10 protein-coding genes and 1 tRNA gene are annotated in these 12,750 nt (G+C 70.3%); 5 read left to right on the top strand and 6 right to left on the bottom strand.

Going from position 1 to position 12,750, the window contains the following annotated elements; genetic code table 11:
* Nucleotides 1–10: 10 nt before the first annotated feature.
* The 4 genes from FHR56_RS06265 to FHR56_RS06250 form a co-directional block, all read right to left on the bottom strand.
* Complete coding sequence (locus tag FHR56_RS06265) at nucleotides 11–784, bottom strand: class I SAM-dependent methyltransferase (RefSeq protein WP_160946614.1); 774 nt, start codon at nucleotides 782–784, stop codon at nucleotides 11–13.
* Nucleotides 781–1,062, bottom strand: a complete 282-nt coding sequence (locus FHR56_RS06260) for a DUF4190 domain-containing protein (protein ID WP_160946615.1) — start codon at nucleotides 1,060–1,062, stop codon at nucleotides 781–783. The genes FHR56_RS06265 and FHR56_RS06260 overlap by 4 nt, the downstream gene beginning before the upstream one ends.
* A gap of 66 nt (nucleotides 1,063–1,128) precedes the next feature.
* The gene (locus FHR56_RS06255; protein ID WP_160946616.1) at nucleotides 1,129–2,661 is read right to left on the bottom strand and encodes an aldehyde dehydrogenase family protein; all 1,533 of its coding nucleotides are present in this window, start codon (nucleotides 2,659–2,661) and stop codon (nucleotides 1,129–1,131) included.
* Nucleotides 2,662–2,886: 225 nt separating this feature from the next.
* A tRNA-Arg gene (locus FHR56_RS06250) sits at nucleotides 2,887–2,963 on the bottom strand.
* A gap of 345 nt (nucleotides 2,964–3,308) precedes the next feature.
* On the opposite strand from FHR56_RS06250, the gene FHR56_RS06245 reads away from it, so the two are divergent.
* From FHR56_RS06245 to thrC, 4 genes are all read left to right on the top strand, one after another.
* Complete coding sequence (locus FHR56_RS06245) at nucleotides 3,309–3,665, top strand: hypothetical protein (protein WP_237473118.1); 357 nt, start codon at nucleotides 3,309–3,311, stop codon at nucleotides 3,663–3,665.
* A 464-nt stretch (nucleotides 3,666–4,129) separates the two neighbouring features.
* Nucleotides 4,130–6,655, top strand: a complete 2,526-nt coding sequence (thrA, locus tag FHR56_RS06240; protein WP_160946617.1) for a bifunctional aspartate kinase/homoserine dehydrogenase I — start codon at nucleotides 4,130–4,132, stop codon at nucleotides 6,653–6,655.
* Between the two features lie 5 nt (nucleotides 6,656–6,660).
* Nucleotides 6,661–7,620, top strand: a complete 960-nt coding sequence (locus FHR56_RS06235) for a homoserine kinase (RefSeq protein WP_160946695.1) — start codon at nucleotides 6,661–6,663, stop codon at nucleotides 7,618–7,620.
* A gap of 913 nt (nucleotides 7,621–8,533) precedes the next feature.
* On the top strand, nucleotides 8,534–9,835 hold the full coding sequence (thrC, locus tag FHR56_RS06230; RefSeq protein ID WP_160946618.1) for a threonine synthase: 1,302 nt from the start codon (nucleotides 8,534–8,536) through the stop codon (nucleotides 9,833–9,835).
* A 37-nt stretch (nucleotides 9,836–9,872) separates the two neighbouring features.
* On the opposite strand, the gene FHR56_RS06225 is transcribed toward thrC, so the two are convergent.
* Both FHR56_RS06225 and FHR56_RS06220 read right to left on the bottom strand, forming a co-directional pair.
* Nucleotides 9,873–10,187 (bottom strand): hypothetical protein, encoded by a 315-nt coding sequence (locus tag FHR56_RS06225; RefSeq protein WP_160946619.1) that lies wholly within the window; start codon nucleotides 10,185–10,187, stop codon nucleotides 9,873–9,875.
* Nucleotides 10,188–10,476: 289 nt separating this feature from the next.
* Nucleotides 10,477–11,232 carry a helix-turn-helix domain-containing protein gene (locus FHR56_RS06220; RefSeq protein WP_160946620.1) on the bottom strand — a complete coding sequence of 252 codons (756 nt, stop codon included), beginning with the start codon at nucleotides 11,230–11,232 and terminating at the stop codon, nucleotides 10,477–10,479.
* Between the two features lie 111 nt (nucleotides 11,233–11,343).
* On the opposite strand from FHR56_RS06220, the gene hisS reads away from it, so the two are divergent.
* Entirely contained in the window at nucleotides 11,344–12,744 is a 1,401-nt protein-coding gene (gene hisS, locus FHR56_RS06215; protein ID WP_160946621.1) for a histidine--tRNA ligase, read from the top strand.
* Nucleotides 12,745–12,750 lie beyond the last annotated feature (6 nt).

The following is a 12,750-nucleotide window of genomic DNA, read 5'->3' as shown; positions in this document are numbered from 1 at the left end:
GGCGTGTGGCTCAGTTCAGCGTCCCGGCGAAGGCGCGGGTGCGGTAATGGAACGCGACGACGCCGTCGCGCTGGTGCCGGTCGAACAGCGTGCGCAGCGCCTCCAGCATCGGCGCGTGGCGCGGGTGGCCGGGCAGCGGCGCGTAGGAGGACGACAGCAGGCGTCCGCGCAGCGCCTCGAAGTCCATGCGCTGTTCGTTGGGAAACTGCGCGGTGCCGCGCAGGCCGGTGCCGAACCAGCGCTGCATGGTGGCATCGTCGTGGTAGCGCTCGGCCACCGCGCTGTAGTCGGTACCGTACTCCAGCAGCAGTTGCTCGTAGCCTTCCAGGAACGCGGTGGCGTCGAGCAGGCGCGAGTTCCAGTAGACCAGCGCCAGGCCGCCGGGGCGCAACACCCGCGCCCATTCGCGGCGCACCGCCTCCAGGTCGAACCAGTGGAAGGCCTGCGCGGCGCTGATCAGGTCGACGCTGGCGTCGGCCAGGGTGGTGGCTTCGGCGCTGCCATCGATGGCGCGGAAGCCCGGCTGGTCCTGCAGCAATTGCTCGGCGGCCGCGCGCATCGCCGCGTTCGGCTCCACCGCCAGGGTCGGGTGCCCGGCCTGCAGGAACAGGCGGGTGGAGATCCCGGTGCCGGCACCGATGTCGGCGACCAGCGCGTCGCCGGCCACGCCCAGTTCGCCGTGCACCCAGTCGAGCAGGGCCGGCGGATAGCTGGGGCGATAGCGCACGTAATCGGCGACGCGGTCGCTGAAGCGCTCGCGCGGCGCGGCGGCGTCCCGGCTCACGACTGGGTGCTGGCGAACCACGCCAGCCCGCCGAAGAACAGCACGAAGGCCAGCACCGCTAGCACGGCCAGCACCACCGCGGCCCAACCCAGGATCAGCCCACCCACCGCCAGGCCGTCGCCCTGGAAGCGCTGCGGCTGGCGGCGGATCTCCGCGCGCGCCAGATGCCCGGTGACGATCGCGCCGAGGCTGCCCAGCACCGGCATCAGGGTCCAGCCGAGGATGCCGGCGACCAGGCTGACCACGGCGAGGGAATTGGTTTCGCGCACCTGACTCATCGCTGTCGCTCCTTGCAAGAAGGAAGGGATCGGCGGCCGCAGCGCGCGGCCGCCGGACTTACCGCATCACAGATCGAACTTGATGCCCTGCGCCAGCGGCAGCGAATCGGAGTAGTTGATCGTGTTGGTCTGCCGGCGCATGTACACCTTCCACGCGTCCGAGCCGGATTCGCGGCCGCCGCCGGTGTCCTTCTCGCCGCCGAAGGCGCCGCCGATCTCGGCGCCGGAGGTGCCGATGTTGACGTTGGCGATGCCGCAGTCGCTGCCGGCCGCGGACAGGAACTTCTCCGCCGCCTTCAGGTTCTGGGTGAAGATCGACGAGGACAGGCCCTGCGGCACGCCGTTCTGCATGTCGATGGCCTCGTCCAGGGTGCTGTACTTCATCACATACAGGATCGGCGCGAAGGTCTCGTGCTGCACCACTTCATCGCTGTTCTTCAGGCCGGTGACGATGGCCGGCAACACGAAGTTGCCCGGACGGTCCAGCGCGGTGCCGCCGGTCTCGACGGTGCCGCCGGCGGCCTTGGCCTTGGCGATGGAATCCAGGAACTGCTCGACCGCGCCGCGGCTGTTCAGCGGGCCCATCAGGTTGGCCGGGTCGGTGGGGTCGCCGATCTTGCCTTCGACCTGCTTGTAGGCCTTGACCAGGGTCGCCAGCACGGTGTCGTAGATCGATTCGTGCACGATCAGCCGGCGCGTGGTGGTGCAGCGCTGGCCGGCGGTGCCGACCGCGCCGAACACGATGCCGGGCACGGCCAGCTTCAGGTCGGCGCTCTCGTCGAGGATGATGGCGTTGTTGCCGCCCAGCTCCAGCAGGCAGCGGCCCAGGCGGCGCGCGCACTTCTCGGCGACGACGCGGCCGACCTGGGTGGAGCCGGTGAAGCTGATCAGCGGGATGCGGGTGTCCTCGACCAGGCGCTCGGACAGGGCCACGCCGGCATCGTTGATCAGGAAGAAGATGTCCGGGAAGCCGGCGTCGCGCAGCGCCTCGTTGCAGATCTTCATCGACGCGATCGCGGTCAGCGGGGTCTTGTTGGACGGCTTCCAGATGCAGATGTCGCCGCAGATCGCCGCCAGGAACGCGTTCCAGCTCCACACCGCGACCGGGAAGTTGAACGCGCTGATGATGCCGACCAGGCCCAGCGGTTGGTACTGCTCGTACATGCGGTGGCCCGGACGCTCCGAGTGCAGGGTGTAGCCGTACAGCATGCGGCTCTGGCCGACCGCGAAATCGGCGATGTCGATCATCTCCTGCACTTCGCCGTCGCCTTCCGGCTTGCTCTTGCCCATCTCCAGCGCGACCAGCGAGCCCAGCGCGTCCTTGTGCTTGCGCAGCGCCTCGCCGCACAGCCGCACTGCCTCGCCGCGGCGCGGTGCCGGGGTGGTGCGCCACACCTTGAACGCGGCCTGGGCGCGGGCGATCACCGTCTCGTAGTCCTGCTCGGTGGTGGCCTGGACCTCGGCGATGATGGCGTTGCTCGACGGGTTGAGCGGCTGCAGCACGCCGGCGCCGGTGGCGCTGGACCACTCGCCGTTGCCGAGGTAGGTGCCGGAGTTGGTGGCGGCGAGGCCGAGCGCCTTGAGCAGGTCAGCGGACATGGAATCTCCTGGGTTCGTTGCGACAGGGAAGGCGACCGCAGGCGGGGGACGCGGGACGCGCAGCCGACAATTTTAGCAGACCGCACGCAGCCGGCCGCCGTCGCTGGCCTGGAAGCCCGGCCAGCGCAAAAAACGCGCAGGCATGCCGCCACGCGGGGCTGCACGGCTTGCATGGGCGAGTAAGGGGCTGAGGGCGCGACGTCGCGGCCGCCGGCATAAACGAAATGGTGACCCCGGCGCGATTCGAACGCACGACCTGTCCCTTAGGAGGGGACCGCTCTATCCAGCTGAGCTACGGGGCCATTGGCCTGCCGGAGATTCTACGACGCTGAATCGCGCGTTGTCGCGCCGGTCTGCAATAACGCCCTCTACACCTTGCGCCGACGCGGCCTGAGCATGGCCCTGCGTAGGCTGCGTACGTCCGCCACTGCGGCGTCCCGAGGGCTCGCCTCGCGATCCCGGGTTGTCGCAGCGGCGACGACGATGACGGAGTCCCATCCGCCGCGTCCGCTACAAGCGTCCCGTCCGCACGAGTGCGGCGGGGCGATCGCCGCCGCGCATCGGCGGTCCTGGTCGTCTTGGCGCCATTGCCGGTTTGCCGGCATGCACGCGGCGATTTCCACCCCTATGCGAAGCAGGAGTCACAGATGAAAACAGCGATGAAGATGGTCCTGGTTGGTTCGATGCTGGCCGCGCTGGCCGCGTGTAAGCGCGATGGCGATCACCCGGCCAACGACCCGAATGCGGCCAACCCGCCGGCCGCGGCCGACGGCAGCCCGGCAGGCGGCAGCACCGCCCCGGCAGGCGGCACGGCCCCGGCGGGCAGCACCAGCGGCGACGCCAGCGGCACCGCGACCGGCACCACCGGCACCACCGGCACCGATGCCGGCCAAGGCACGATGCAGGGGCAGGACGGCACGTCGCCCACCACGCCGCAGGACCCGGCCAACCCGGATCCGCAGCAGCCGACGCAGACGCCGCCGGCGGATCAGAAGCAGCAGTAAGAAAATGCGCAAGCGCGCGGCGCCACGGGCGCCGCGCGCTTGTGTGCGGCGTGCTCCGACATGGGCCGTGCCTGGTGTGTCCCCGGTGCGGAGGAAGCAGCCCGATCCGGTGCAACGCCGGGGTTTGCGGCTTTTCGAGATAGTCACTTTTGCAACCGTCTTGCTCGGTCGACCGGCCGATGCTGCGCTTGCACACGCGGTGCTTGACAGCGCCCCGGCGCATGATGTCCTCTTGCGTCCATGCCTCTGGTCCTCGCCCTCATCGCCATCTCGCTTCCGCGCTCGCTCCGGCACGCGGCCGCGGTCGCTGCGGGCATTACCACCGGTATTACCACCCTCACCATTCGCCCGGTGCGGCCCGTCGTCTTCGCCTGATCGTCGAACACCACGGCCCCGCACCCGGATCAGGATGCGGGGGAATCCCTCGGCCTGATGCGAGCGGGGCCTCCACTCCGAGGTCTCCCATGTCGTCCCCCGCCGCCGCTCCCGCTGTCGCCGCTCCGCCTGATTCCGCCGTCGATCCCGCGCTCGCCGCCGCCACCGTCGTGCACAAGTTCGGCGGCACCTCGGTGGCCGATGCCGAACGCTATCGCCATGTCGCGCAGCTGTTGTTGGCGCGCCCGGAGCGTCTCCAGGTCACCGTCGTCTCGGCGATGAAGGGCGTCACCGACGCCTTGATCGGCCTGGCCGAACTGGCCGCGCGCGGCCATGGGGACTGGCGCGAACGCTGGCACGAGACCCGCGCGCGCCATCGCGCCGCCGCGGTCGCGTTGCTGGGCGAGCACGCCGGCGCCACGGTGGAATGGCTGGACGCGCGCTTCGAGCACCTGGCCGAGATCCTCGCTGCGCTGGCGGTGATCGGCGAGTTGCCGCGGGAAGTGCTGGACCGCGTGCAGGGCCTGGGCGAGGTGTACTCGGCGCAACTGCTGGGTGACCACCTGCGGGCGCTGGGCGAGGACTGCGCGGTGCTGGACGCGCGCGAGGTGCTGGTGGTCGATCGCGGCGAGCTGGGCGTGGACGTGGACTGGGAGGTCAGCGCGCAGCGCCTGGCGCAGTGGCGCGCGCAGCATCCGCAGCGGCGCATCGTGGTCACCGGCTTCGTCGCCCGCGACCGCGCCGGCCGCATCACCACGCTCGGCCGCAACGGCAGCGACTACTCCGGCGCGATCTTCGCCGCGCTGTTCGACGCCGCCGAGCTGCACATCTGGACCGACGTCGACGGTGTGCTGTCGGCCGATCCGCGGGTGGTGCCCGAAGCGGTGCAACTGGAGACGCTCAGCTACGACGAAGCCTGCGAACTGGCGTATTTCGGCGCCAAGGTGGTGCACCCGCAGACCATGTCGCCGGCGATCGAGCGCGGCCTGCCGATCATCATCCGCAACACCTTCCAGCCCGAGCATCCGGGCACCCGCATCACCGCCAGCAGCGCCACCAGTGGCCCGATCAAGGGGCTGACCCTGAGCCCGGACCTGGCTGTGCTCAACCTCGAAGGCACCGGTCTGATCGGCGTGCCCGGTACTGCCGAGCGGGTGTTCGCCGCATTGCGCAACGCGCGGGTGTCGGTGGTGATGATCTCGCAGGGCTCGTCCGAACATTCCATCTGCTGCGTGGTGCGGCAGAACGAGGCCGAGCGCGCGCGTGACGCGGTGCTTTCCGCGTTCGCGCACGAATTGGTCGTCGGTCAGGTGCAGCGCGTGCAACTGACCACCGGCATCAGCGTGCTGGCCGCGGTCGGCGATGGCATGACCGGGCAGCCTGGCGTGGCCGCGCGCCTGTTCGAGTCGCTGGGCCGCGCCCAGGTCAACATCCTGGCGATCGCGCAGGGCTCGTCCGAGCGCAACATCTCCGTGGCCATCGACAGCGCCCATGCGACCAAGGCGCTGCGCGCCGCGCATGCCGGTTTCTGGCTGTCGCCGCAGACCTTCTCGGTCGGCGTGATCGGCCCAGGCAACGTCGGTGCCGCGCTGCTGGACCAGTTGCGCGCAGCGCAGCCGCACCTGCTGGCCAAGGCCAACCTCGACCTGCGCCTGCGCGCGGTCGCCTCGCGCAGCACGATGCGGCTGGAGCCGCGCGCCTTCGCCGGCGACTGGCGGCAGGCGCTGGCCGCCGGCCCGCAGCCGACCGATCTGGACGCGTTCACCGCGCACCTGCTGTCGGCACATCTGCCGCATGCGGTGATCATCGACTGCAGCGGCAGCGCCGACGTTGCCGACCGCTATGCCGGCTGGCTGGCCGCCGGCATCCACGTGGTGACCCCGAACAAACAGGCCGGCGCCGGGCCGCTGCCGCGCTTCCATGCCATCCGCGCCGCGGCCGCCGCCAGCGGCGCGCGTTTCCGCTACGAGGCCACGGTCGGCGCCGGCCTGCCGGTGATCACCACCTTGCGCGACCTGGTCGATACCGGCGACGCTGTCACCGCGATCGAAGGCATCTTCTCCGGCACCCTGGCCTGGCTGTTCAACAAGTACGACGGCAGCGTGCCGTTCTCGCACCTGGTGGCCGAGGCGCGCGGCATGGGCTACACCGAACCGGACCCGCGCGACGACCTGTCCGGCACCGACGTGGCGCGCAAGCTGGTGATCCTGGCGCGCGAGGCCGGGCACGAGCTGAGCCTGGAAGACGTGGCGGTGGAGAGTCTGGTGCCGGAAGCCCTGCGCCAGGCCAGCGTGGACGATTTCATGGCGCGCCTGCACGAAGTCGATGCCGCGTTCGCGCAGCGCCTGCAGGCGGCCAAGGGGCGCGGCTGCGTGCTGCGCTACGTGGCGCGGCTGGCGCCGGGCCATGCGCCCAGCGTCGGCCTGGTGGAACTGCCGGCCGACCATGCCTTCGCCAACCTGCGCCTGACCGACAACGTGGTGCAGTTCACCACCCGCCGCTACTGCAACAATCCGCTGGTGGTGCAGGGGCCGGGCGCCGGCCCGGAAGTGACCGCCGCCGGCGTGTTCGCGGACCTGCTGCGGGTGGCGGCGGGCGAGGGCGCGCGCCTGTGAGCCGGATGCAGACGCTGGCGCCCGGTGCCGTCGGCACCACTGCGCTGCCGACGCAGGCCCGCGCGTTCGCGCCGGCCTCGGTGGCCAACGTGGCGGTGGGCTTCGACCTGCTGGGCTATGCGGTGGAAGGCGTGGGCGACACAGTGACGGTGCGCCGCATCCACGCCCCCGAGGTGCGCATCGCCGCGATCCGCGGCACCACGGTGACGTTGCCGGTGGAGGCGGCGCGCAACACCGCCGGCGCCGCCCTGATGTCGCTGCGCGAGGCCTTGGCGCTGCCGTTCGGCTTCGAACTGGAGATCGACAAGGGCATCCCGCTCAGCTCCGGCATGGGCGGCTCGGCCGCCTCGTGCGTGGCCGCGCTGGTGGCGGCCAACGCCTTGCTCGCCGCGCCGCTGTCGCGCGATCAGCTGTATCGCTATGCGTTGGATGGCGAGGCAGTGGCCAGTGGCAGCCGCCATGGCGACAACCTCGGCCCGATGCTGCTGGGCGGGCTGGTGCTGTCGACGCTGGAGCGGCTGGTGCCGGTGCCGGTGCCGAGCGGCTGGCACAGCCTGCTGGTGCACCCGGACGCGACGCTGGAGACGCGCCACGCGCGCGCAGCGCTGGCCGGGGATTACCGGCTCGGCGAGTTCGTGGCGCAGAGCGCGAATCTGGCGTTGGTGCTGGCGGGTTGCCATGCCGGCGACGAGGCGCTGGTGCGCGCCGGCTTGCACGACGTGTTGATCGAGCCGCGCCGCGCGCCGCTGATCGTCGGTTTCGACGCGGCCAAGGCGGCGGCGCTGGCGGCGGGGGCGATGGGCGCGGGCATTTCCGGCGCCGGCCCGAGCGTCTTCGCCTGGTTCGCCACCCGCGCCGAGGCCGAGGCCGCGGCACCGGCGGTGCAGGCGGCCTTTGCCGATGCCGGCTTCGGCAGCCAGCACTGGGTCTCGCCGTTGCAGTGTCCGGGAGCGACGTTGTTGTAGCGGCGTGTTGGCCCGCCACGTCGATGCCTTTGTTGCTTCCGCTTCCGCTACTGCCACTGCCGTTGTTGTTGCTGTTGCCGATTTCGAATTTGCTTTTGCTGTCGCAGTAGCTGTTGTTGTTGCTCTGGTTCTTGCTTTTGTTGTTGCTGTTGCCGTACAGGGTCCCTTCCGAAGCGGCGGCCAGTGCGGGGAAACACCCGAAGGGCGGCGTACATGGATGTACGCCGTCCGCGGCAGGGGCAGGATGCCCCTTCCGCGGATCCCCGTGCTGGACGCGGACCCGGAGCGCGCAGCGCGGAGGGCGCGAGGCAGGGCGCGCTTGACCAGCCTTCGGCTGTGGTAAAGCGTTTCTTTTGGTTACTTTTCTTTGCGCGAGCAAAGAAAAGTAACTCGCCGCAAGGCGAAAGCTGTTGCTGTTGCTTGATTTTTGCGTGTCGGACGAGCGGAACTTGTAGGAGCGGCTTCAGCCGCGACAGATGCTCCGCCTGTCGGTCTATGTCGCGCCTGAAGCCGCTGTTACGCAGAGCATCAAAGCAACAGCTTCCGCTAACGCGGGTCACTTTTCTTTGCTTGTGCAAAGAAAAGTAACCAAAAGAAGCGCTTTACCACAGCCGAAGGCTGGTCAAGCACACCCCGCAGCGCGCCCTCCGCGCTGCGCGCTCCGGGTCCGCAGCCACGACGGGCATTTTTCGACGGCACATCCATGTGCCGGCGAAAAACGACGCGCATCCTGCGCGTCGCCCTTCGGGTATTCGCCCGCCGTGGCTGCCGCGCCGAGGGGCCCCCGGGTGAAGCAGAAGCGCAACAGCCAAAGCGACAGCAACAGCTAGAGCAACAGCAACAGCAACAGCAACAGCTAGAGCCAAATCCAAGAATGCCAGTGCGACCGAATTTCCCTGCCACCGGAACCCCCATGAACTTCATTTCCACCCGTAACGCCGCACCCCCCGTCTCGCTCAGCCAGGCCATCGCCGCCGGGCTCGCCCCCGATGGCGGCCTGTACGTGCCCGAGCGCATGCCCGCCGCGCGCGACCTGCGCGCCGGTGCCAGCCTCGCCGAGACTGCCGCGGAGCTGCTGGCGCCGTTCTTCGAAGGCGACGCCCTGGCCCCGGAACTGCCGGCCATCTGCGCCGAGGCCTTCGACTTCGCCGCGCCGCTGCAGCCGCTGGCTACCCCCGGCGACCATGCGCTGGAGCTGTTCCATGGGCCGACCGCCGCGTTCAAGGACTTCGGCGCGCGCTTCCTGGCCGCCTGCCTGACCCGGCTGCGGCGTGGCGCGGCGACGCCGCTGACCATCCTCGTCGCCACCTCCGGCGACACCGGCGCCGCGGTCGCGGCCGCGTTCCATCGCCAGCCCGGGCTGCGCGTGGTGGTGCTGTATCCGGACGGGCGCGTGTCGCCGCGGCAGGCGCACCAACTCGGCTGCTTCGGCGACAACATCCACGCCTTGCGTGTGGCCGGCTCCTTCGACGATTGCCAGGCGCTGGTCAAGCACGCGCTGAACGATGCCGATCTGCAGGCGCAGGCGCCGTTGAGTTCGGCCAACAGCATCAGCCTGGGGCGCTTGCTGCCGCAGATGAGCTACTACGCGCACGCAGCGCTGCAGCACCATGCCGCGCATGCGCAGCCGCTGAACCTGGTGGTGCCCACCGGCAATCTGGGCAATGCGCTGGCCGCGATCCTGGCGCGCGCCTTGGGCGTGCCGTTGGGCCGGATCGTGCTGGCGACCAATGCCAACCGCGTGCTGCCCGACTTCTTCGCCGGCGCCGACTATGCGCCGCAGCCCAGCGTGGCGACCCTGGCCAATGCGATGGACGTCGGCGCGCCGAGCAACGTCGAGCGTCTGCGCTGGCTGTACCAGGGCGACGATGCCACGCTGCGCACCCAGTTCCAGGCCTACTCGGTGGACGATGCGCAGATCCGCCAGACCATCGGCGAGCGTTTCCGTCGCTACGGCGAGGTGCACTGCCCGCATACCGCCACCGCGCTGCACGTACTGCAGCAACTGCGCGCCGAAGGCGCCGAGGCCGACGCCGGCGACTGGGCGGTGGCGGCCACCGCGCATCCGGCCAAGTTCGAAGGGGTGGTGGAGCCGCTGATCGGGCAGCCGGTGCCGGTGCCGCCGGCCTTGGCGGCGTTGCTGCAGCGGCCGGCACAGGCCGAGCCGATCGCGCCGGACGACGCGGCCTTGCGCGCGCGGCTGCTCGCCGGCTGAGCGGTGCGCAGGGGGCCGCGCCTGCGCACGGGGTGGCTCAGTCGGACGGCTGCAGCCGCTGCCAGGCGGCCAGGACGATGCCGCGCACCTGCAGCCAGTCCAGGCGCGAGCGCGGGTGGTCGCGCAGGAACACGTCGCGCAGCTGCGCGACCACGTCCTCCACGCGCTGGCCGTGGTACTTGAGGTAGGCGTCGTAGGCCAGCTTCAGCGCCGGCTCGTAGTCGTGGAAGACGTACCCGGGCTGATGGAAGCTGCTGTGCGCGAACTGCGCCTTCCAGAACTCCAGTTCGCGTTCGCGGTCCAGCATCACGCAGGCGCGCGAGGCGTGTTGCATCTCGATGGCGACGGCCATGTTGGCCCTCCGAGTGGTCCCCCCACCGGCACCGCGGCGGCGCCGCAGGTGTGTTGCGCACGCAGTCTATGCTCCCTGGGCATCGCCGCCGCGATGACTGGCTGAAGCGTTCAGAGCTGGCAAGGCGGTTGCCGCGCCGGCACCTGGCGTCCGCCGCCTCGGCCGGCGCGGCGAGGTTGTCCACATCCGGTGTGGAGCGTTGTTCTGGAATCCTGTGGATAAGTGGCTGGGCGCCGCGCGGCGTCGGCGCGTGCGGCAGCATGGCGAAAAAATCGCCGCCGCGACCCGCTCAGTCTTCGTCCGACGCCAGCCGGTGCAGCGCGGCAAAGTCGCGGATCTCGACCACGTGCAGTTGCGGCAGCGCGATCAGGCCCTGCTGGCGCAGCTTGGTGAAGGTGCGGCTGACCGTCTCCATGGTCAGGCCGAGATGGTCGGCGATGTCGCCGCGGCCCATCGGCAGCACCACCTTGTTGCCGGCATCGCCCTGGCGCGCCGCACGGGCGGCCAGCTTGAGCAGGAAGTCGGCCAGCTTCTCGGCCGGTTGCAGCCGCGCCAGCGCCAGCGCCGCGTCCTGCGCCGCGTCCAGTTCCAGGCAGGCGCGCTGCAGCAGCTTGCGCTCCAACTGCGGGAACTGGGCGCGCAACTGCTGCATCTGTGCCACCGACACCCGGCACACCCGGCTGTCGGCGATGGCTTCGATGTCGTGGCGATGCCTGGCCGATTCGCTCAGGCCGACGTAGTCGCCGGGCAGGACGAAACCGGCCACCTGGCGGCGCCCGTCGGCGAGGGTGCGGACCAGGCGCAGCGCGCCGGCGGTGACGGTATAGACCGCCTGCCGCGCCTCGCCGGTGCGCGCCAGGGTGGCGCCGGCGGGATAGGTCAGCGAGGTGGTGACCCGTTCCAGCGCCTGCACCTCGTCGCAGGCCAGCGCCGAGCAGATCGCCAGGTGGCGGACCGCGCAGTGCAGGCATTCGTTGCCGCGCGGCGCGCGCGGGGCGGCCGGTTCGGCGTAGGGCAGGGCGAATCCGGAAGGAGGCCTGTTCATGGGCATGGCAGCGGCTTCGGCACCCGCGAATGATACGCCGATGCGGCCGGGCGTGGCCGGTGCGGCTAGAATTGGCGTCCCGCTCGCCCCCGAATCGCAGGAGTTCCGCACGTGATCAAGCCCCGTACGCCGCCCGGCATCATGGAATTGCTGCCGCGCGAGCAGATCGCGTTCCAGCGCATGCTGGACGTCATCCGCCGCAATTACGAGCGGTTCGGGTTCCTGCCGGTGGAGACGCCGGTGTTCGAGTTGTCCGACGTGCTGTTGACCAAGTCCGGCGGCGAGACCGAGCGCCAGGTGTATTTCGTGCAGTCCACCGGCGCGCTGGCCAATGCCGCGGCCGAGGGCGGCGAGGGCGGGCTGCCGGAACTGGCCCTGCGCTTCGACCTGACCGTGCCGCTGGCCCGCTACGTGGCCGAGCACGAGCACGAGCTGAGCTTCCCGTTCCGCCGCTACCAGATGCAGCGCGTGTACCGCGGCGAGCGTGCCCAGCGTGGCCGCTTCCGCGAGTTCTACCAGTGCGACATCGACGTGATCGGCAAGGACGCGCTGAGCATCCGCTACGATGCCGAGGTGCTGGCGGTGATCCACGCGGTGTTCGCCGAGCTGGGCATCGGCGATTTCGCCGTGCAGTTGAACAACCGCAAGCTGATGCGCGGCTTCTTCGAGAGCCTGGGCGTGGCCGAAGGCGAGCGCCAGCTCGCGGTGCTGCGCGAGGTCGACAAGCTGGACAAGCGCGGCGCCGACTACGTGCGCGAGACGCTGGCCGGCGAGGGCTTCGGCATTCCCGCCGAGCAGGTGCAGCGCATCCTCGACTTCGTCGCGGTGCGCTCCAGCGGCCATGCCGATGCGCTGGCGCGGCTGCAGGCGCTGGAGGCCGATGCCGCGTCCAGCGCGATCCTGCGCGAGGGCGTGGCCGAACTGCGCGAGGTGCTGGCCCTGGTCAAGGCGCTGGGCGTGCCGGAGAGCGCGTACTGCCTGAATTTCTCCATCGCCCGCGGCCTGGACTACTACACCGGCACCGTCTACGAGACCCTGCTGACCGACTACCCGCAGATCGGCTCGATCTGCTCGGGCGGCCGCTACGAAGACCTGGCCAGCCACTACAGCAAGTCCAAGCTGCCCGGCGTGGGCATCTCCATCGGCCTGACCCGGCTGTTCTGGCAATTGCGCGAGGCCGGGCTGATCGACGGCATCGCCACCAGCAGCGTGCAGGCGATGGTGGCGCTGATGGACGAGGCCAAGCTCGACGACGCGCTGGACATCGCGCGGCGGCTGCGCGCCGGCGGCATCAACACCGAAGTGCAGATGGAGCCGAAGAAGATCGGCAAGCAGTTCCAGTACGCGGCCCGCGCCGGCATCCGCTTCGTGGTGCTGGCCGGCGACGACGAACTGGCGCGTGGCGTGGTCGCGGTCAAGGACCTGCTGCGCGAGCAGCAGTTCGAGGTCGCCCGCGACGAGCTGGCCAGCACGCTGCAGGTGGAACTGGAGCAGGCCAAGGTGATGGCCTGAGTCTGG

It is taken from the genome of Xanthomonas sp. F10, assembly GCF_014206815.1.
Taxonomy (GTDB): domain Bacteria; phylum Pseudomonadota; class Gammaproteobacteria; order Xanthomonadales; family Xanthomonadaceae; genus Xanthomonas_A; species Xanthomonas_A indica.
The sequence above is the reverse complement of the archived record's forward strand: the minus strand, read 5'-3'. Positions and strand labels throughout refer to the sequence as shown.

Coding starts and splice junctions, on each gene's coding strand:
- FHR56_RS06255 (WP_160946616.1), bottom strand. CDS start 2,661: ATGTCCGCTGACCTGCTCAAGGCGCTCGGCCTCGCCGCCACCAACTCC.
- FHR56_RS06235 (WP_160946695.1), top strand. CDS start 6,661: ATGCAGACGCTGGCGCCCGGTGCCGTCGGCACCACTGCGCTGCCGACG.
- FHR56_RS06220 (WP_160946620.1), bottom strand. CDS start 11,232: ATGAACAGGCCTCCTTCCGGATTCGCCCTGCCCTACGCCGAACCGGCC.
- FHR56_RS06260 (WP_160946615.1), bottom strand. CDS start 1,062: ATGAGTCAGGTGCGCGAAACCAATTCCCTCGCCGTGGTCAGCCTGGTC.
- thrC (WP_160946618.1), top strand. CDS start 8,534: ATGAACTTCATTTCCACCCGTAACGCCGCACCCCCCGTCTCGCTCAGC.
- thrA (WP_160946617.1), top strand. CDS start 4,130: ATGTCGTCCCCCGCCGCCGCTCCCGCTGTCGCCGCTCCGCCTGATTCC.
- FHR56_RS06245 (WP_237473118.1), top strand. CDS start 3,309: ATGAAAACAGCGATGAAGATGGTCCTGGTTGGTTCGATGCTGGCCGCG.
- FHR56_RS06225 (WP_160946619.1), bottom strand. CDS start 10,187: ATGGCCGTCGCCATCGAGATGCAACACGCCTCGCGCGCCTGCGTGATG.